22 protein-coding genes and 1 pseudogene are annotated in these 19800 nt (G+C 41.1%); 1 reads left to right on the forward strand and 22 read right to left on the reverse strand.

From position 1 onward, the window contains the following. Nucleotides 1–8: 8 nt before the first annotated feature. The 6 genes from N4597_RS05690 to N4597_RS05715 form a co-directional block, all read right to left on the reverse strand. On the reverse strand, nt 9–785 hold the full coding sequence (locus N4597_RS05690; RefSeq protein ID WP_260902820.1) for a glycyl-radical enzyme activating protein: 777 nt from the start codon (nt 783–785) through the stop codon (nt 9–11). A 252-nt stretch (nt 786–1037) separates the two neighbouring features. After that, nucleotides 1038–2432 carry an MFS transporter gene (locus N4597_RS05695; RefSeq protein ID WP_056976762.1) on the reverse strand — a complete coding sequence of 465 codons (1395 nt, stop codon included), beginning with the start codon at nt 2430–2432 and terminating at the stop codon, nt 1038–1040. 107 nt (nt 2433–2539) lie between these two features. Next, nucleotides 2540–3397 carry a metallophosphoesterase family protein gene (locus N4597_RS05700; RefSeq protein WP_260902822.1) on the reverse strand — a complete coding sequence of 286 codons (858 nt, stop codon included), beginning with the start codon at nt 3395–3397 and terminating at the stop codon, nt 2540–2542. A gap of 101 nt (nt 3398–3498) precedes the next feature. Beyond that, nucleotides 3499–4134 (reverse strand): DUF998 domain-containing protein, encoded by a 636-nt coding sequence (locus tag N4597_RS05705; RefSeq protein ID WP_167588712.1) that lies wholly within the window; start codon nt 4132–4134, stop codon nt 3499–3501. A gap of 70 nt (nt 4135–4204) precedes the next feature. Beyond that, complete coding sequence (locus N4597_RS05710) at nt 4205–4687, reverse strand: ECF transporter S component (RefSeq protein ID WP_167588711.1); 483 nt, start codon at nt 4685–4687, stop codon at nt 4205–4207. Then, on the reverse strand, nt 4662–5513 hold the full coding sequence (locus N4597_RS05715; protein ID WP_260902823.1) for a PfkB family carbohydrate kinase: 852 nt from the start codon (nt 5511–5513) through the stop codon (nt 4662–4664). The genes N4597_RS05710 and N4597_RS05715 overlap by 26 nt, the downstream gene beginning before the upstream one ends. 121 nt (nt 5514–5634) lie before the next feature. On the opposite strand from N4597_RS05715, the gene N4597_RS05720 reads away from it, so the two are divergent. Next, a complete protein-coding gene (locus N4597_RS05720; RefSeq protein ID WP_260902824.1) occupies nt 5635–6258 on the forward strand; it encodes a carbonic anhydrase family protein in 624 nt (207 codons plus the stop codon). A gap of 48 nt (nt 6259–6306) precedes the next feature. Here the strand turns inward: N4597_RS05720 and N4597_RS05725 are convergent, their stop codons facing one another. From N4597_RS05725 to hisB, 16 genes and pseudogenes are all read right to left on the reverse strand, one after another. After that, nucleotides 6307–7212 carry an AEC family transporter gene (locus tag N4597_RS05725; protein WP_094129404.1) on the reverse strand — a complete coding sequence of 302 codons (906 nt, stop codon included), beginning with the start codon at nt 7210–7212 and terminating at the stop codon, nt 6307–6309. Nucleotides 7213–7341: 129 nt separating this feature from the next. Next, nucleotides 7342–8433: an iron-containing alcohol dehydrogenase family protein gene (locus tag N4597_RS05730; protein ID WP_167588707.1), complete on the reverse strand. Its 1092-nt coding sequence runs from the start codon at nt 8431–8433 to the stop codon at nt 7342–7344. A gap of 109 nt (nt 8434–8542) precedes the next feature. Continuing rightward, nucleotides 8543–9001 carry a hypothetical protein gene (locus N4597_RS05735; protein WP_082174241.1) on the reverse strand — a complete coding sequence of 153 codons (459 nt, stop codon included), beginning with the start codon at nt 8999–9001 and terminating at the stop codon, nt 8543–8545. Nucleotides 9002–9235: 234 nt separating this feature from the next. After that, nucleotides 9236–10971, reverse strand: a pseudogene (locus N4597_RS05740) (1-deoxy-D-xylulose-5-phosphate synthase). 69 nt (nt 10972–11040) lie between these two features. Next, the gene (locus tag N4597_RS05745; RefSeq protein WP_260902828.1) at nt 11041–11721 is read right to left on the reverse strand and encodes a YjjG family noncanonical pyrimidine nucleotidase; all 681 of its coding nucleotides are present in this window, start codon (nt 11719–11721) and stop codon (nt 11041–11043) included. A 3-nt stretch (nt 11722–11724) separates the two neighbouring features. Beyond that, nucleotides 11725–12246 (reverse strand): GNAT family N-acetyltransferase, encoded by a 522-nt coding sequence (locus N4597_RS05750; protein ID WP_260902829.1) that lies wholly within the window; start codon nt 12244–12246, stop codon nt 11725–11727. Between the two features lie 91 nt (nt 12247–12337). Beyond that, nucleotides 12338–13120, reverse strand: coding sequence for a glutamate racemase (murI, locus tag N4597_RS05755; RefSeq protein WP_260902830.1), 783 nt, complete (start codon nt 13118–13120; stop codon nt 12338–12340). 135 nt (nt 13121–13255) lie between these two features. Beyond that, nucleotides 13256–14416, reverse strand: a complete 1161-nt coding sequence (locus N4597_RS05760; RefSeq protein WP_260905234.1) for a pyridoxal phosphate-dependent aminotransferase — start codon at nt 14414–14416, stop codon at nt 13256–13258. 72 nt (nt 14417–14488) lie between these two features. Next, nucleotides 14489–15253 (reverse strand): DeoR/GlpR family DNA-binding transcription regulator, encoded by a 765-nt coding sequence (locus tag N4597_RS05765; RefSeq protein WP_050612282.1) that lies wholly within the window; start codon nt 15251–15253, stop codon nt 14489–14491. 162 nt (nt 15254–15415) lie between these two features. Then, nucleotides 15416–16489: a histidinol-phosphate transaminase gene (hisC, locus tag N4597_RS05770; protein ID WP_202022459.1), complete on the reverse strand. Its 1074-nt coding sequence runs from the start codon at nt 16487–16489 to the stop codon at nt 15416–15418. Between the two features lie 11 nt (nt 16490–16500). Beyond that, entirely contained in the window at nt 16501–16821 is a 321-nt protein-coding gene (gene hisE, locus N4597_RS05775) for a phosphoribosyl-ATP diphosphatase (RefSeq protein WP_050612284.1), read from the reverse strand. 11 nt (nt 16822–16832) lie between these two features. Further along, the gene (gene hisI, locus N4597_RS05780) at nt 16833–17141 is read right to left on the reverse strand and encodes a phosphoribosyl-AMP cyclohydrolase (RefSeq protein WP_204773402.1); all 309 of its coding nucleotides are present in this window, start codon (nt 17139–17141) and stop codon (nt 16833–16835) included. Further along, nucleotides 17138–17896, reverse strand: a complete 759-nt coding sequence (gene hisF, locus N4597_RS05785) for an imidazole glycerol phosphate synthase subunit HisF (RefSeq protein WP_094129422.1) — start codon at nt 17894–17896, stop codon at nt 17138–17140. Before hisF ends, hisI begins: the two co-directional genes overlap by 4 nt. Further along, complete coding sequence (gene hisA / locus N4597_RS05790) at nt 17890–18609, reverse strand: 1-(5-phosphoribosyl)-5-[(5-phosphoribosylamino)methylideneamino]imidazole-4-carboxamide isomerase (RefSeq protein WP_167588700.1); 720 nt, start codon at nt 18607–18609, stop codon at nt 17890–17892. The genes hisF and hisA overlap by 7 nt, the downstream gene beginning before the upstream one ends. Further along, nucleotides 18606–19214: an imidazole glycerol phosphate synthase subunit HisH gene (gene hisH, locus N4597_RS05795; protein ID WP_260902839.1), complete on the reverse strand. Its 609-nt coding sequence runs from the start codon at nt 19212–19214 to the stop codon at nt 18606–18608. The genes hisA and hisH overlap by 4 nt, the downstream gene beginning before the upstream one ends. Then, nucleotides 19214–19798, reverse strand: a complete 585-nt coding sequence (gene hisB / locus N4597_RS05800) for an imidazoleglycerol-phosphate dehydratase HisB (protein WP_260902841.1) — start codon at nt 19796–19798, stop codon at nt 19214–19216. Before hisB ends, hisH begins: the two co-directional genes overlap by 1 nt. Nucleotides 19799–19800 lie beyond the last annotated feature (2 nt).

Below are 19800 nucleotides of genomic sequence, written 5' to 3' on the forward strand. Positions count from 1 at the left end.
TTTCCTCCTTAGAAATAACAATCTATGTCATGGTGTAAGAAAACCGCTTGATAATCTTTTAAATCCTCGGGATGTAAGGCTTGATAAGCTGCCATTGTGTACTGGCGCTTAAGTAACCGGTATTTGTTTTGTCCAAATTGGTGAAACGGTAACAGTTGCACCCGCTTAACTTTCATTTGGTCAAAAAGTTGTGCAAACTGCTCTGCATCCTCTAACGAGTCGTTAAAATCTGGAATCACCGGAATTCGTAGCACAATTTGCTTACCAGCTGCAAAGGCGGCAGTAATATTTCTAATAATTAGTTCGTTACCACCACCAACCACCCGCTGATGCTTGGCTGAATCGTAATGCTTTAAATCAGTGTAGATAAAATCAACATACTGGATTAAGTCAAGGAACTTTTTGGTTTGAACGTAAGCAGTTGTTTCAATTGCGGTATGAATTCCTGCCTCTTTAGCTGCTTTGAGGATTTCCTTAGCGAATTCATACTGAGCAAAAATTTCACCCCCAGAAAGGGTTAAGCCTCCCCCAGACTCTTCATAGAAAGGCTGGTCTTTTTTGACCTCGGTCATAATCTCTGCAACTGATTTTTCCTCGCCCATAATGACTGGCCGCTTGGTTTGACTATCTAGCATTTCTTCTGGTTGGCGTTTTTGTGACTCGGGATTAGCGCACCAGGGACAATGTAACGGACAGCCCTTTAGAAAAACAGTGGTCCGGATTCCTGGACCATCATGAATCGAGAAATGTTGGATGTTAAAAATGATTCCCGTATCTTTAGGCATCTAGTTCACTTCCTAACTTTGTGAAAACCTTATCATTTTCTACACCTATATTCTAGCACGGTTTCGTTATTTTGAACCTAATTAATCAGCATTTGCTCCAATCAAATCAGCACTTATCAGCGTTTTAACTTGAAATACGTTTTTATATTTACTTAACCTTACTAACCAGCCATTTTTCCATCAGCATTTAACCCTAAATCCGTACTAAAAAACCTTCTTTCCCTAAACGTTGGGAAAGAAGGCCTAAACTTCTTACTTATCAAATTGTTTTTTGGCCGGCACGTGTCTCTTATGCAGGATTATAACACTAAGCAGGCCGATAAATGAAATTATGGCTAAAAAACCAAAACTCAACTGACTTCCAACTTTAATTGCCTGTAAGGACGTATTGCTACCCTTTTGGGCAAAAGTCAAAATGCCCGAAATAATAGCAGTTCCCAGTGACCCAGCATACTGTTGCGACATACTAAAGAGTGAATTTTGATCCGCTTTTTTAGCTAGTGGTACAGCCTTACCTGAATCAGTCATAACGTTCCCAAACGCGGTGTTAAACCCAGCTCGGGTGAAGATATAAAAGATTACAATCAAAGCAACCGTTAGCTGCTTAGTCAAACCGGCAAATAACACTGCCCCTAATAGCATCAAAAAGTTCCCCAGTGGAATCGGTTTATTAGCCCCACTCTTATCGTACCAGCGTCCAGACAGCGGAGCAATTATTGCACCAGCTAATGAACCTGGTAGTAACATTAAACCAGCCACCAAAGAATTGACGTGTAGGTAATTCTCGGCAAAAATCGGAATAATGAAAGATAAGGAAATATTGGTAAACTGCAAGCCAAAGTAGTCTACAAGCCGCCAACTAACATAAGAATCCTTTAAAATCCTTAAATCAATTAGGGGGTTAGCCTTGGTTAGTGACCTAAAGATAAACAAGGCCAAGCACACCAAACTAAGAATAATTAACCCCACCGCTAAGCCTAGGCGGGAACTGAGTTGTTGCAACCCAAATTCCAGGCTAGTTAGAAAAGAAATTAAGTAGATAAAACTTAGGAGGTTGAACTTAGTTTGTGGATAGGTTTCATTATCCTCAAAGTTAAGTAAGCCTGCCACTAAAGCTAAACCTAATAAGATTACTACAAACACAAAGCAGTAACGCCAAGTTAGGTAGTGATTCATTATTCCCCCATAAGTCGGACCCAAAGCTGGTGCAAGTGAAATTAACATTGCACAAATTCCCGTGTAAGTCCCCCATTTCTTGGCGGGAACCTTATTAAAGACGACCGAAAACATTAACGGGGTAGCAATTCCGGTAGCAGCTGCTTGTAGTAATCGGCCTAACATTAACAACCAAAACTCAGGAGCAAATAAACATAAGATTCCACCGATAATAGCTAGGCTGCTTGCCACTAAAAATAACCGCCGGGCCTTAAACCTTTTTAGTAAAAAGGCGGTTGCTCCCATCATCAAAGTCACCATTAATAGGTAGCCAGTCGTCAACCATTGCACTACTGCTAAGGGTTCATTAAAAGTTGACATTAAAGTGGGGAAGGTTACGTTAAGGGAAGTTTCAATCAAAATTCCCGTAAAGGTTAAAATCCCCACAGAAGCTACGGAAATATTGGTTTTCCGCGAAACTGTCTCATTCATGAAAAATTCCTCCAAAAATAAAATGAGCTCTTGAGATTTAACTTCCTCAAAAGCTCGCAACTACGCTACTATTAGTATAGCATGTTATTTTCATTTAAACAGTCTTTTTAATTTTTAAAACGTTTTTTTGCCTGGTTATAAGCTAGTACATCTTGCCGGTAACCACGCTCAGTATTAATTTTAGCCAATAGTTGATAATCATGGCTGTGAATCCGCCCACTTTCGAGTTGTTCTTCATACAAGTCTAAGTACGGAAGCTCCACTGCTTGCGCCCGCTTAAGCTCTGCTTGGTGGTCATAGTCTACCTTTCGAAAATCAACCTCAGTTAGCTTTTTTTCTGCCAAGGTCAAAACTAAGTAATTAGCCCGTAAATCAGCCTGGAAGATAGGATGCTGACTAAACGGCTGGCCGACTGAGCCTGGATTAAAAATCAGCTGTTCTTGACTACTATAACGCATAAGCGGATGGTGCACGTGAGCATAAACTGCCAAATCTAAATCTGGTTTTAACTCAAATAACTGATCAAAGTTAGCTTGGTCAGCAAGCGGATATAAAGACTGGCCGTGGTTAAAGGTAGGCAAATTATGGGACAAGCCAACTTTTAACCCAGCTAGCTCTACTTGCTTTGCCAAAGGCCAGCGCTCGATTTCCATTACCACCTCTGGTGCTAGTCGTTTAGCCAGGGTTTGGGCTAACTTGGCAAAGTAGATTTTACTTTCCTTATCGGTTGGTAACCGCCCTGCAATCGAATTGACTAACAGGTCATCCCAATTTCCCCGCAAACAATAGCTAGGATTCATTTGGGTAAACAGTTCCCACAAGTCTTGAGCTCCTGGCCCAGGTGAAAATAAGTCACCTAAAAACCAAAAATCATCAACCCCTAACGCCAATGCATCCTCATACACTGCCTTTAGTGCAGTATAATTTCCGTGAACGTCGCTAAAAATCCCAATTTTTCTCGTCATCTAAATCCCTCTAACTAATTAAGTCTACACTTAAATATAAAATGAACAGCCCAAAATAACAAGCGCTACTAAAAAAGCCACTTAGACTGGCTAAGTAGCTTTTAATTACGCACCCTTATTAAGGCTAACTTGTGGTGTAACTCCAAGCAAGCTAAGATTAGCAAGGGCAAATACATCAAATCCAATGCTACGCACTGTAACAACCCTACGGTGCTAGCCTTGGTTACTAACGGCGATTCCATTAATAAATTTAAGCCTAGACTCAACAACTGACTACCCCAGATAACCGCTACTAAGAACCGATTATCATGCTTAATTTTAGCAATTAATAAGTTAGCTAAATAAAGGCCTAAATAACCCAACACAGAAGCAATACTGTGTAAGAAACTGTGCCAGTTAGCAAAGGTTGAACCTGAATACACAAATATCGAGGTCAGCAAACAATCTCCTAATCCATACAGGGCTACTAATAAGGCTAATGGTTTAGCATACCTACTTGCAGCCTGTCTTTGTGCCCACAAGTAAATGTAATAAGCCCCTAGCATAAACAAAATGCCATCAATAAATTCCCAACGGTCAAAGGCTTGGTGGAAGGGAAACTTATTACTCCCCAATTCACTTAGCAACTGAATCTTACTATTAGCACTAAAAAAGCCCATGAAATATGGTAGACTAATTTCTCTAATTAACACAATCAATATCAATAAAAAACTATATTCACGCGTCAACCTTCTCATCACTCTCACCTCAACTGTTAGTTTACCACTAAAATAACTAAAAACAGCGAAGAAAGTGTGAATTTTATATTCAGAAGGCCAGGCGTTTATTCAAACCTACGACTAATAAATAACCAACAGTTACCCCAATCACACCTTGAAGCAAGTTTAAGGGGATACCCACTAAGCCAGTTGGAACCGTATAAAGGAAGCTATCGGCTCCGAAATAAACTGTAACCATCACTAAGGTTCCCGCTAAGGGCCCCAACCACTGCCTTTTTTGACCTAACTGCCCAATAATGTATCCCTCAGTTCCATGGGCTAGTAAGGAAAAGAACATATATTGAGGGTAACCCGAAATCAGGTCAAGTAATAAACCGCTTAGTGCCCCAACAACTCCGCCAGCCCGGCTACCGAATAAAAGCGCCGCTAAGACAATTCCTGCATCACAAAGGTTGATATTGCCGTGCGTAAATGGAATTGGAATTAAAAAGGTCCGGGCAATTACCACGTTTGCAGCGGTAATAATCCCAAGTAGTGCAATTTTTTTAGTTAATGACGTCATCAAAATCATCCTTTCTCAAAATAAACTCTGCCAGCAAGGAACTTAAATCGAGTCCATAGCTATCAGCCCGGTCACTGTTTAAATTGGCTACTAAGGTAGAATAAAGCAGGTTTGTTGTTACCCTAATTGCTTTTGAAAAGGAAAGACCCTTAAGTAAAAAGCCACTTAGCAAAGCGCTAAAGACATCCCCTGCCCCATAAAAATGACTCGCTAAAGTTGGTGTTAGTGCATATTGTAACTTACCCTGGTCTAACCAGACACACCCTCTTTTTTCACCAAGACTAATTCCAGTAATAACTATGTCAGCCCTAGGATTACTAGTGGCTAAAGCCTGTAATAGCTTCATATACAGTTCAGGCTTACTTGCAGCTGATTTAATTCCCGTCAGTAAGCTCGCCTCCGTTAGGTTAGGACAGATAACGTCAGCCAAGGTGAGTAACTCTTTTTTCTGACTTAGTAACTCTACAGAAATATTAGGGTAAAGTGCACCCTGATCTGCACAAGCGGGATCATAGATTACTAAGGGCGGTTTAGTTGTTACTAACCACTGTTTTAACAAAGCTCCGACTTGTTCATCTTCATAATAAGCAACTAGCGTCCCACTAAACTCTTGTCCTATTTGGTGCCAGTGGCTAAAACTGTGCTGTAAAAAGGCAGCCGTATTAAGTTTAGCGGTCTTACCAAAGCCTTCACTTTGAGTGGATAATAAGACGGTTGGGCTAAGCGCCAAGTTAACTCCAAACAGCTGCATAATAGTTACCGCACTACTCAAAGACATGCTACCAATTCCGGCCAAATCAGCTGCTAATAAAAATGTTTTATTAATTTCAACCACCTACTCTTATTGCTTTCTAATTTAAAGTTAATTATAGTAAGAGTAAGCATAATTTGGTAGCCAAACACTTCAAAAAAAGCTAAGCGTACCGATACAATTATTAGTAAAGGACTGATTATTGATGTCAAAATTAGATTACCAGCTACAAGACCAGTGGCCCCGCCTAAGTAACTTAGAATCCCCCATTAACATAGCTACCCCTACTTGCCAATTTAAATCAGTTGCTGATCAACCCCTAACGGTTAACCTCACCAACGGTCTAGTTAAAAAGAAGGACCAGGCAAACGGGCCGCAATTTTTACTTACTGGTACGATTCAGCTAGGAAAGAAAACTTATTTTTTGCAAAAAATGCACTTTCACGATGGCAGTGAGCACTATTTAAATCAGCAACCAGCAAAGTGTGAACTACATTTTGTCTGCCAGGATGCAAAAAAACACACCTTAGTGCTAGCCTTACTGGCTAATATTAGCGAAGAAGCTCCTAAACGTAATTGGGATAGCCTGTACAAAGGCCAGGCCACTACTAGTGCTTTTAGCAAGCTTTTTGAAAAACAACTAGCTTACTATCAATACCAAGGCAGTCTAACTACCCCGCCCTTATTACCGGATGTAACTTGGGTGGTCTTAGCCCAACCGGCTACCATCAACCCCAGTGACTATCAAGTCATCCACCAAGATTATCCCAACAATCACCGCCAGCTCCAAGATTTAAAGCAACGTACAATCACCTATTACGCCTATTAAAAATGAGGTCGGAAACTACTTGACTAAAGAGAGTTCCGACCTCATTATTTATACTACCAAATTGAGTAAAAAGGTTAAGCTAATAAAACTTAGGATAGTTGAAACAAAGGTGCAAGCTGAGACATAGTCCGGCTCGGCATTGTATTGAATTGCATAAATCGTGGTATTAGCCGCGCTAGGCATCGCAGTCATAATCACGATAATATTACGCAATAAGGGGTTGATAGGAAAAGCTAGACAAATTAGGTAAGCCAGTAATGGTGCAACAATTAGCTTAACAAAGCTGGCAAAACCAACGCTGGTCCAATCAATTTTACTTGCGACCACATTGGCTAACTGCATCCCCAAAGCCAACATAATAATCGGAATGGCTGTCTTACTAATCATGTCAATCCACTTCATAAGATTTTCTGGAAGTGTAATTCCCCACCGATTTAATAAAATGCCGGGAACAATCACATAGTTCATCGGCTGTTTAAAGACACTGCCCAAAGCATAGCCAATTGTTTGCTGCTTGCCAGAGCCACTGGCAGCGATGTAAATTCCAACTACCCCCATATAAATGGTATGAATAATCATAATGGGCATGGCGTACTTCATGGCACTATTTCCAAAGGCAAATAAGGCAAGGGGCACCCCAAAATTACCACTATTAGAAAAAATCGTTGTTAATAAAAAGGCGTTAAGTTTCTTTTGGTTATAGTGAAGTATGTTCGCAATTATCAGACCTAATCCTAGCAAGGCTAACATAATAACCAATGTTATCACTAAAATATAGCCAAAATTTGAATCCAACTTGCGCTCATAAAAAGTTTTAAAAACTAAAAAGGGTAACAATAAATACATTGCCAGTGTTGAAATTGGTTTAATGTCTAATTTGAGTGCTTTTTGCAGCAAAAAACCACTCAAATAAATCAATAACACCGGTACCATTACCTGCAAAAAAATTGCCATCCAAATCATCCTCGCATTAGTTTTAAGCTTAGTTTAACCCACTTATCCTAACTTTGATAGTAAAATTTTAACGTTTTAAGCCCAATAAAAAACCGGTTAGCAACCCTAACCAGTCTTAATTTGCTAAGTTTAACTCAATGCCTGTCCCAACTCATCGGCCCGCTTAATTGCAGCCGCGAATTGGTCTGGCTCAAATGGAAGGTGTTTGTACTCGTTAGTGGTCATTGCTACCTCGACCAACTTCGGAATATCAGCCTGACTTAATCCCAACTGAGCCAAGGTCACCGGCAAGCCTAAGCGGTGGTTAAAAGCCAGCACCCTTTGCAATTCCTCATCTTCCTGATAGTAAGCATGTAACACCAGGACCCCAAACGAAACAATTTGTCCGTGGAGGTACTCTCCCTCACGCTTAATAGCAGTGGTAGCATTATAAAAAGCATGGGCATGACAGGAGTTAAAGTAAAATTCCTTTTGGTTAACTAAATTCGAGGCATAACCAGTAGAAACAACAATATCTAAAGCAACTTCTTCAACCGCCCGACTCGCTAAGTTATTTTTAACATCTGCGATTCCCTGAGGACCATATTGATAAAAGGCACCCTTAGATGAGGCTGCAATCGCTGCTCCTAGCGTAGCGGTATGAGGAAGCTCCATGCCCGTTTCCTTGGCGTGAGCTACACAGTGGGCTACTTCAGGGGCTTTACTAATCCCATCACCAATCCCAGCCCAAAAATACTTGGCAGGTGCATTAGCAATTACCTGGGTGTTAATAAAAACATGTAGTGGGACCGGAGGAAATCCATAGCGGTCAAATGAGCCATCATCGTGATAAATGACGGCCACAGCAGTTCCGGCGGAACAGTTAGAACAAATTGTTGGAAAAGTAAAGATTGGTTTAGCCAACTCCATTGCCACCATTTTAGCTGTATCTAAGGCCTTGCCTCCGCCAAAACCAAAGATAACGTCCGCAGCAGCGACTTCCTCAGTTGCAACTAGTCTATCGATGTTAGCCTGGGTAGATTCAACCCCATAGACTAAACTAGCCGTTACCTCTACATTGGCTTGACTAAGAACCTGTTTAACCTCAGTTTGAGAACTAGCGAGGGCCCGTTTACCCCCAATAAAGACGACCTTTGTAAAACCATACCCGGCTAGAATCGCGGGTAATTCATCAAAACAATTAGGGCCATAGCTATAATTACTCATACAGTTAGTTGTCATAATAATTTCCTCCTTACACACCTAGAGTTTATCATATTATAACCGGTGACTTCTAATCTTTCAACAATTATTTTTATTTTATTTTAATAAAAAGCGGTGATTGTTCTCATCACCGCTTTTGCTCATGCTTTACTAGCTTCATTAACTGTAACCTGCGCTTATCTTGAAGTTTGCTGATTTCTTTTGGACTCCACTCTGGAATCGGATCAAACTCATATTTCACATAGATTTTTTCATCTTCATATCTAATTGCCAAGATGGCATTGACCTGCACCCAAATGCCAGTATTCTCATCATAAATGATATCTCCTACCCGCGAGATGTTGCGTTGCTCGTTTAGTTCATAGGCTAACTCTGTTTGGGTAGTAGTATAATTTTCCGACAAATTAGGACTGTTTAACTGTTGGACTAGGCAAGTGTAAACAGCAAAAATACTTTCCTTTCCCCAGGAAGCCAGCCCAACATCTAAAATATTGATAATAATAAAGGAGGTGGTTTGATAAGTAATCATGTCGCCAACAGCAACTTTTTGGTCTAAGGGCTTTCGTAGCCGAATTTTTTCTAACATAAAATTCCCTCCTTCTAACCATTAAAACTATATTCCAATTTCATTATAACATAATTATTTATAATAAATTAATTTTTATTAAAAAAGAAAAGGATTAAGGCTTGCAACGAGGCAAAACTTAATCCTTGGAATTGAGGTAAGGGTAAGAGAATGTTTAACTTCTCTTAAGTATTATTTTAACATTCTTAGCGAAAACTTACTAGTTAAAATCAAATAGTTTTAAAATTAACTCTTTTATAAATTTTCTTCGATATCTTGGGCCAATAATTCTGGTGTTAGGTGGAACTGCTTATACAACTCTGCTTGGCTAATATTATCCGTAAATTTCTTGGCCGCCCCATAATTCAACACCTTCATCGCTTTATCAGCGTAAAATTGACTAACTAAGGAACCAAAACCTCCGACAATACTTGCATCCTCTAAGGTTACTACTAATTGATGCTTTGCTTCCAACCCGCTCAAGCACTCTTCATCCAAGCTTGTCGCCGAATACGGCTTGACAACCATAACTTGTCGTCCCTTCTTAGCTAAGAGTTCAGCCGTTTTTACTGCCAACTGGGCAAATTTGCCTAATCCTAATATGGCAACTGTCTTGCCTTCGCGAACTAAGTCATAGTGACTTGGGGCGAAGTCTTCCTGTAAAGCTGTCCCCAAAACAACGGGTTGACTAGGAATCCTAATTGCCACCGGATGTTTGGCCTTAGTTAGTGCCCACCGTAACATGGCCAGTAATTCAGCTTGATTACTTGGATGTAGGTAGTTAATATTATGGATCGTGTTTAGATAAGGAATATCAAAGATCCCTAAGTGGGTCTTAGAACCACCGTTAATCCCCCCATTAACCATTATAATCACAGGCAAATCATTTAAGGCCACGTCATGCGAAAGTTGGTCATAAGCCCGTTGCATGAAGGTACTATTTTGGAAAACCACCGGTTTGGCCCCGCCCTTAGCCAACCCGGCGGCTTCAGTTAAACAGTCTTGTTCTGCAATCCCAGTATCAAGGTAGCGGTCGGGATGCTTGGCTTCAAATTCATGCAACTTGAAGGTACCTGGAATGGCCGCATTCATCGCGACTATTGGCTGGCCAGCTTTTACCTGCTTATCTAGTTCATCCATAATAATTTGAGCGTAGGACTCCCCACTAGGTTGCTTTAATAGCCGGCCAGTTTTTAAGTCAAACGGATTGCTCCAGTGGAAACGTTCCTTATTGTTTACAGCTGGCTGGTAACCTTTTCCCTTCAAAGTATTAATGTGTAAAATTACTGGGCTAATGCTGTCCTTTACTTCTTCAAATGCAGTAATCATCGCCTTTAAGTCATTACCATCAGAGACATAATGGTAGTCAAAGTCCATGACCGTAAAGAAATTATTCTTAGCCTGACCATTACTTGCCCGCAAGTCAGCCAAAGCTTGATAGAGGCCACCTTGATTTTCAGCAATTGACATTTGGTTATCGTTAACAACAATGATTAGGTTGCTCTTTAAGACACTGGCATTATTTAAGCCTTCAAAGGCCAATCCCCAATGAAGGCGACAATGTTTCCTTGCTGGCCTAAAACGTCTCGAGCCTTAGCCATCCCTACTGCCAGGGCAACTGAAGTAGAAGTATGCCCAACCGTAAAGAAGTCATATTCACTTTCATCGGGAGCACTGTAACCTGAAACATCGTGGTAGTGATCCGAGTCTAAGAAAGCTTCCTTGCGCCCCGTCAACATTTTATGCCCATAAGCTAAGTGTGAAATATCCCAAATAATTTTATCCTTGGGCGAATCAAAAACATAGTGAAAGGCAATCGTGGCTTCCATCGCACCAAGGTTGGGACCAACGTGTCCCGAAATAGCCGCATCCTTTTCTAAAACCAGCTGCCGCATCTCACTAGCTAACTGCTTCAGTTCAGGCATAGAAAAAGCTTTGATATCAGCAGGTCGTGTCACCTTATTTAAAAGATAATCTGGGTGTTGATTCAAACTAACTCACTTCTTTCTAAAATACTTACTTTAAGTTTACAACCTCAAAGTTAACTTTAAGCAAGGATTTTAGACAATTTTTTCAATTTCTGTTAAGGAAGTCACCTGGTAATTAGGGGTAATCCCCGTTGCTTTAACTTGCTTAGGGTTAAACCAAATTGAACTAATCCCACTATTAACGGCTCCCTTAATATCGGAACTTAAGGAATCACCAATAATAGCCGTTTTATCTAGGTCAATCTTACCGATATCTGCAAAAACGTGCTTGAAAAACTGGCGGGCCGGTTTTTGGTAACCAATTTCTTCTGAAATATAAATATTCTTAAAGTAAGGCCTTAGTTTAGCATCCGCAATCCGTTTTTCTTGAACAAACTTAACCCCGTTAGTAACCACGTAAAGTTCATGTCCCGCTAACTGTAAATTTTGCAACAACTGTTTCGCACCATTAATTTCTTGGTGTCCTTCTGCTAAGTAACCCAGGTAACGCTTATTTAATTCATTACCCACGCTAAGGTTGAAATGTTCCTTAAAAAAAGTTGCAAACCGGTGGGCCATTAATTCATCGCGACTAATCTGACCTAACTCCAGCTTTTTCCAAAGGCTTTGGTTAAAAGCTTTGTATTCAGCCTTAACTTGTGGAGTCAGCTCTATGCCTAGGCTAGCAAATAAGCGTGCCAAGGCTTGGTTTTCGTTAGCATCAAAGTCTAGTAAGGTATCATCAATATCAAACAGTAGAGTTTTAAATCTCATCGTTTATCTTCCCCCTAATTTTAAATCATAAGCATATCGATTTGGGTCCGGGTCACCGCTAATTTCGATTAGACCACAGTAGTCAAAGCCTGCTTTTTTAATAAGATGCTGCATGCGGTTATTTTTAGGATGAGTATCAATTCTAAGGTAAAACTTATTTTGCGCGTACGCTAAGCTTAAAAGGTCTGAAAATAGATAGGAAGCTAGCTTTTTGCCCCTAAACTGGCTACTAATCATCACCCGGTGAATGGCTAGGTAATCTTCCTGTAAGTGCCAGCTACCTTCCCTAATTACTAAGTAGTTAGGATCAGTTCCCGCCTTAAGCGCTAAATAACCACCAACCTGTCCATCCACTATTAAAACGTACCCCTCATTAGCTGCAATATCCGCCTTAAAAGTGTCTTCATTAGGCTGACCACTTTGCCACTGACTGCTCCCATCAGCTTTTAATAAGGCCTTAGCTTCAGTAAAAATCTGCATAATTAAAGGTAACTCTTCCATAGTTGCTGGTCTTAAATAAATCATTAGCAACCCTCCCACTAAATTTTAATCAACATTATAGCAAATTATGGCCCTGTAAAAAAGAGACCCACTTAAAATTAAGTGAGCCCCCGGCTTAAAAGTATAAGCTAAATAAAGTCCGACACAAGTTTAATTCTGCTTCGGTGTTAATACTATTTTTAAAAGTTACCTTTCCCTGGCGCTTGTCAGTTCGCCTGAGCTGATTTTTAACTAACAGGTGCCGTAATTCTCTAGCAGCCCCTTCACCACCATCGTATAAAGTTACCTCAGGTCCAACAATCTCTGCAATCGCCGGTGCGGCAAAAGGAAAGTGGGTACAGCCCAAAACTAGACTATCAATCTGCCCAATATAAGGTGCTAAAATCGAGCGCAAATACTTTTTAAGCTTTGGACTAGCAACCTCCCCTTTTTCCACATACTCTACTAAATCTGGAGCTGGTAACTTACTAATCTTAGCTTGACTTTCAAAGCGCTTCATTAAATCAGCAAACTTTTGCTCCTTTAGCGTCAGCGGGGTCGCCATCACAAGCACATGTGAATTTTCTTTTGCTAAAACCGCCGGTTTTAGTGCTGGTTCTAGGCCAATAATTGGTATTTCAGGGTGTTCACTACGCAAACGCTTAGCCGCTGCACTAGTCGCTGTATTACAGGCTATCACAATTGCTTTAGCATCTTGGACAATGAAATCCGTAACAATTTTTTTACTCAACTGATAAACTTGCTCGACAGATTTTACCCCGTAGGGGGCATTTTTTGAATCCCCAAAAAAGATAAAATCCTCATTAGGCAGTAATTTTACCGCCTCTTTTAAAACGCTAATTCCACCCACACCCGAGTCAAATACTCCAATGGGTCGTTTTACTGTTTGCAAATCCATGCCAGTCTACTTCCTATCTATCTAATTCTACCAGTTAATTTTATCATACTCTCGAAAAAGAAAGTAGGGATTTAAATTTCTTTATAAAAAAGCCCCTGTAAAAATGCTCTTTTCACAAGGACTTGCTAGCAGTAATTAATTAGCGGCTACAAAAGCCTTAATTCTCTTAGCTGCTTCTGTTAAGTTTTCCATTGAGGCAGCATAACTTAGGCGGACATAGCCTTCGCCCCCAGGGCCAAAGGAAATTCCAGGAATCAAGGCAACTTTGGCCTCCTTAGCTAGTCGACGGACAAATGCCCATGAATCAGGTTCAAATTGAGCCGGAATCTTGGCAAAGAGGTAGAAGGCTCCATCAGGACTAGCAACTTCAAACCCGGCTTCTGCCAACTCAGCTTGTAAGAATTCACGCCGCTTTAAGTATTCGGCCTTCATCACTTGACTATCTTCTTTACCATTAGTCATCGCTTCTAAGGCCGCAAACTGAACGTTGTCAGTTGGTGCAGTCACCATGTATTGGTGAGCTTTAACCGCTTGTTCAACGAAATCTTCAGGGCCAAATAAGTAACCAATTCTCCAACCGGTCATAGCATGGGATTTGGATAGTCCTGAAACTAATAGGACTTGATCCGGAATAATTTCTGCTAACGAAGTGTGCTGGCCGTTATAAGTTAATTCAGCATAAACTTCATCACATAAGACCCAAATGCCTGCCTCTTTAACGACTTCAGCTAGTTCTTCTAGCTCCTTACGACTGTATGTAACTCCGGTTGGATTGCTTGGGTATACTAAAACCAAGGCCTTGACCGTTTTAGCTTGATTTTCAGCTAAAACTTGGCGGAGCTTATCTGCAGTTAAAATAAAGCCATCCGCACTAGTATCGACCATGATGCAGTTACCTTGATTAATCTCAGTAATTGGCTTATAGATTGGGAAAACAGGGGTTGGCATAATTACCACATCATCCGGATTGAGGATGGTCTGTAATGCCACGCTAATTGCTTCTGTTGCCCCAATCGTCGTGATTACTTGAGTTGGCTTGTAGTTTAAGTGATATTTTTCATTAAAGTAAGCCGCCGTTGCTTCACGAAGTGGCATGATGCCAGGATTAGGAGTGTAATGTGATTGGTTATCTTCAATCGCCTTAATCCCTGCTTGCTTTACGTGTTCTGGTGTATTAAAGTCAGGTTCTCCTAAGGTTAACTTAATAATTCCTGGAATTGAACTAACTTCGGTATCAAATTGACGGATATCAGAAACCGCAATTTTTTCGATTTTATGGTTGAATTTATCTTTAATTGGCACAGCCTTCACCCCTTAGAAAATTTAATCTAATTCTAACACAATTATTACTTTTATGCCAAAGAAATTTTACCTATCGCTTCTAGTCGCTACTTTTATCTCCGTCGTTTCTGGAAACATCGCTCTTTGCGCTTTAGTTAAAGGCTCATCTGTGATAAACAGCGAAATCTTATCTAGCGAACAGATTCGATAGTAAGATTTATTCACAAATTTTTGGTGCTCAGCAACCAGAATCACCTTGCGTGCCCGTTCAACAGCCAGGCCCACAATTTCGGCATCGCCTTGATCTAACAGGTAAATACCATTTTCATCAATGCCTGAGGCAGCCACAAAGGCTGTATCAAAAGCTACATTTTGTAATTCCCCCATTGCCCTGTTAGAGTAGAAAAAGCGGTTTTCATGATTCAAGGTCCCACTTAAAACTTTAACCGTCACCTTATTATTTTCTGCTAACGCCATACAATTATCTAGTGAGTGCGTTACAATCGTTAGAGGCATATTGACATTTTGACAAGTCTTCAGCAGAATCGTAGATGAATCTACAAAGTAAACGTGGTGGGGCCGAAAATAATTAGTAGCCTCCAAAGCAATCTGTGTTTTTTCCTTGGTAAAACGACTGAGTCGACTTTGAAAATTAGGTACACTCCGGCCAAAATCAAGGGGTAAAATCCCCCCGTGGGTCCGTTTAACTTCCCCTCGTTTAGTTAGAAGGACAATGTCTCTGCGGGCAGTATCCTGTGAAATTCCAAACTCCTCCATGATTTCTTTAGTCGATAGCTCTTGTCTTTCTGCCAATAATTGCTTAATTAATTCAATTCTTTTTTCTTGGCTCAAAACCCTAGCCTCCTTACATAGTCTCTTATCTTCATTATAATCTTTATTTCTCTGAAAATAAATAAGGATGTGTAAGTATTTAGACGTAAAAAGCTGTTAGTTCCTTTTCCACAGTTAAAAAGGCTTCTAGGTAAACATACCTAAAAGCCGTTAATAACTACTTTAGTTTAAATCCTCAGCAATTAAGGCACAAATTGCTTTAACATCAGCTAATTCACCAATCGTAATTCGGAGCCAATCTAGCTGCAAGCCAGTCCTGACCTGGTAGCCATTTTCCAATAACTTTTGGGCCAATTCAAGCGCAGCCGGATATTTAAGGTAAACAAAGTTAGCTTGGGAGTGGAAGTGCTTAATTTGTTTGTTAGTTAAAAACTCTTCCAAATACTGACGACCTTCAACCGTTTTAGCGACCGAATCTACGACAAAAGTTTGATCGGCCAGGGCAGCTTCCGCAGCCACTTGGGCTACAGAATTTAAGTTATAGGGTAAACGCACGGTTTGCATATACTCGGCCAGTTTAGGAGCCATCGCAATATATCCAACCCGATAGTTAGCTAGGCCGTAAACCTTAGAAAATGTCCGTAATACTGCCACGTTATCGTAATCGTTTAAAAGGTCCAAACTAGTAGCAGGCTTTTCATCCGTAACATATTCAATGTAGGCTTCATCAATTAAGACTAAACATGTAGCTGGAACTTGTTTAATAAATGCTGCTATCTGAGAACTACGCTCATAAACACCAGTCGGATTGTTAGGGTTACACAGCCAAATTAACTTGGTCTTGGAACTAATCTTAGTTAGCGCCCTTTCAAAATCGTAGTGCCCATCCGTTGGCTTAACCGGCACCTTGATTACCCGTGCCCCTTCAATCTGTGCGTGGAGGGCATACTCAGAAAAAGTTGGGTCTGCAACTAGAATTTCATCCCCCTTTTCTAAGAAAGTCCGTGATAATAATTCTAGGATTTCGTCTAATCCTACCCCAAAAACTAGCTGTTCTTCAGGCAGGCCAAGTCGCTCACTAACTGCCTGACGCAGCTTGGTTGCGTAGCCATCCGGATAACGATTACTCTCGCTAAATGTCCAATTAACCACTGCTTCTTTAACCTTGGGGGAAGTTCCAAAGGGATTTTCATTGGCCGATAACCTAACCAGCCTATCTAAGCCATACTTTTCTTTAACCACCGCCACTGGTTCTTCTGGCACATAGCTTTTTAGCTTTTTAATCTCTTCTTTCACTTAAGTTCCCCCTATAAGTTCTTGATTTCTGGCCGGTCTTTAAACTGACTCATCAAGCCTTCGCGACTAGCTAATTCTACTTTAACCTGTTCATAGCTCAAGCCTTGTTCAACCAACAGTACCATTAAATGATATAAGAGGTCGGCCACTTCATAACGTAATTCATCATTATCGTGATTCTTGGCGGCCACGACTACTTCGGTTGTTTCTTCCCCTACTTTTTTCAAAATTTTGTCCAACCCCTTAGTAAAAAGGTAATCGGTATAGGAACCCTCTTTAGGATTTTGCTTTCTTTCACTGACTAATTGGTATAATGCCTCTAAATCTTGCATGATAATCACCTCTATAAAATTTGTTCAAAAAAACAGGTTGTATGCCCAGTATGGCAGGCTGGTCCGGTTGGGTTGACGTAAAGCACAATGGTATCTTGATCACAATCTAGCATTATCTTTTTAACCCGCTGAGTATTACCGCTTGTAGCGCCTTTATGCCATAGCTCTTGGCGGGAGCGAGACCAAAACCAAGTTTCCTTGGTAGCAAGTGTCTGCCGGTAACTTTCTTCATTCATCCAAGCCACCATCAAAACATCCTTGCTGCACTCATCTACTACTACCGCTGTTAGCAGTCCCTTAGAAAAGTCTGGTTCTCTCATCGCACCGTCACTCCCTTTGTTTTTAGCTCTGCTTTTACCTGAGAAATTGATAACTTACCAAAATGGAAAACGGAAGCAGCTAATGCACCTGTTACCTTAGTTTTTAAGAAGACCTCACTAAAATCAGCTAGACTCCCAGCACCTCCAGAGGCAATGACGGGCACAGTAACTAGGTTGGTTAAAGTCTGATAGAAGTCTACATCAAAGCCAGCTTGCGTGCCATCATGATCCATACTTGTAACTAATAATTCCCCCGCTCCTAGGGCCACTACTTTTTGAGCCCACTCTAGCGCCTTTAAGTCAGTCCGTTTTTTGCCACCATGAGTATAAACATATTTTTCTAACGTTACTGGGTCAGTTTTAATATCAATCGCAACTACAATACATTGACTTCCAAACAACTCAGCTCCTTGGCTAATTAGGTCTGGATTAGCCACAGCAGCAGAGTTTAAAGAAACCTTATCAGCCCCCGCTTTCAACAAGGCCTGCATATCGGCCACGCTATTAATTCCCCCTCCAACAGTTAAAGGCATAAAAACCTCTTTAGAAACTTGGCTGACAACGTCCACCATCGTCTTACGCTGTTCGGTTGTTGCACTGATATCTAAGAAAACTAGTTCATCTGCCCCCTGTTTTTCATAGGCAGCCGCAATCTCGACCGGGTCACCCACATCAATCAAATTGACGAAGTTTACCCCCTTTTTAACCTTGCCATCAGCAACATCCAAACAAGGAATTATTCTTTTAGCTAACATCCATTCACCCCCGCAATCTCTTCCAAGGTAAGACTTCCTTCATACAAAGCTTTTCCGGCAACCGCATCGGCAATCCCCGCCGCTTGGAGTGCTAATATATCCTGTAAATCTCTAATTCCTCCAGAGGCAATGATATTAGCTTGAGGAAACTGACTCTGTAAGCTTGTCAGTAAGTCCATATTGGCCCCGGTCATCGTACCATCCTTAGCTACGTCGGTCACGATGAAGTGTTTGGCTCCTGCCTGCTGCATTTCATTAATTAATGTTGCCATCGTTACCTCTGACTGTTTGAGCCAGCCATCAACTGCAACCTTACCATCTGTTCCGTCTACGCCAATAACAATACGTTCGGGACCAAACTTAGCCAAAACTTGCTTCGTAAATGCTGGGTCTTTGAGGGCAACTGAGCCCAAGATTAGCCGGTCAATCCCCATAGCCAAATAAGTTTCAATCGTGTCTAAGCTTCTAATGCCCCCACCGACCTCTATTAACCCCGTAAATTCTGCCCGAATCTTTTTGATGACCGCTAAATTCTTTGGAAAACCGGCCTTAGCCCCATCTAAATCCACTAGGTGTAAAGCGTAGACACCCGCTGCATTAATTTCTTTAGCTTGTTTAACCGGAGCTGGCGAAATAATGGTTTCCTTTGTAAAGTCTCCTTGATAGAGACGGACACTTTGACCGTTTTGTAAATCAATCGCTGGTAAAATCATCTCAACCCATTCCCTTCCATAAAGTCTTTAAGTAAGCCTAAACCGACTTGACCACTTTTTTCTGGATGAAACTGCATTCCGTAAACATTTTGGTAATTAACAATCGCAGGCACCTTAATCCCATAGTCAACGTAACTAACAACATACTGTTGCTCACACTTGGCGTAATAAGAATGAACAAAGTAGGTGTATTCATCTTTCACCCGCTTAAATAAGCTCTGCTCTTGCAGCAATTTATTTTGGTTCCAACCTACTTGTGGAACTAAGAGGTTATTGGCAGGAATTGGGATAACCCGGCCGGGAATTAAGCCTAACCCTGGGGTATTACCATACTCTTCTGAAGAGTCAAACAGTAACTGCATCCCTAAACAAATTCCCAACAACGGCTTTCCTTTAGCTACTTCTGCTTTAATTGCTGTTACTAACCCGTCTGCTTGCAACTTGCGATAGGCTGCATTAAAAGCGCCTACCCCCGGTAAAACTAAGGCGGAACTGGCAGCGATTTGAGCAGGATCTGAGGTTAGCTGACTTTCATAGCCAAGATAAGCAAATGCCTTGGCCACGTTATAGGTGTTACCTGCACCATAATCAATAATTGCTAACATTAAATTACCCCCTTAGTCGAGTTAACCCCCTTAATGGCTAGGTTAATTGTTACTGCTTGCCGTAATGCCCGGCCGGTTGCCTTAAATAGCCCTTCAATTTTATGATGGGTATTACGCCCATATATAATACGTGCATGTAGATTCATTTGGGCGCTAAATGCCAAGGCTTGAAAGAAGTCCTCGGTAATTTCCGTCTCAAAGTTACCCAATTTAGGGTTGGTCAAATCTGCATCAAAAACCAGGTAAGAGCGACCACTTAAGTCAATCACTACTTGAGCTAACACTTCATCCATAGGAATCGTAGCTTGACCATAGCGCTCAATTTGTTCCTTCTGGCCTAAAGCCTGTTTTAAACACTCACCCAGCACAATTCCAGTATCCTCAACGGTGTGGTGAGCATCTACTTCTAAGTCACCTTCGGCCATAACCTTTAGTCCAAACCGACCGTGCTTAGCAAGCAAGGTTAACATGTGATCAAAAAAACCGACCCCAGTTTGAACATCAATGCCACTTTCCTGGTCTAAATTTAAACTAACCGTAATTTTTGTTTCCGCTGTTTGGCGTGTAAGTGTAGCAGTCCGCATTT

The organism is Ligilactobacillus agilis, from assembly GCF_025311475.1.
Lineage (GTDB): Bacteria > Bacillota > Bacilli > Lactobacillales > Lactobacillaceae > Ligilactobacillus > Ligilactobacillus agilis.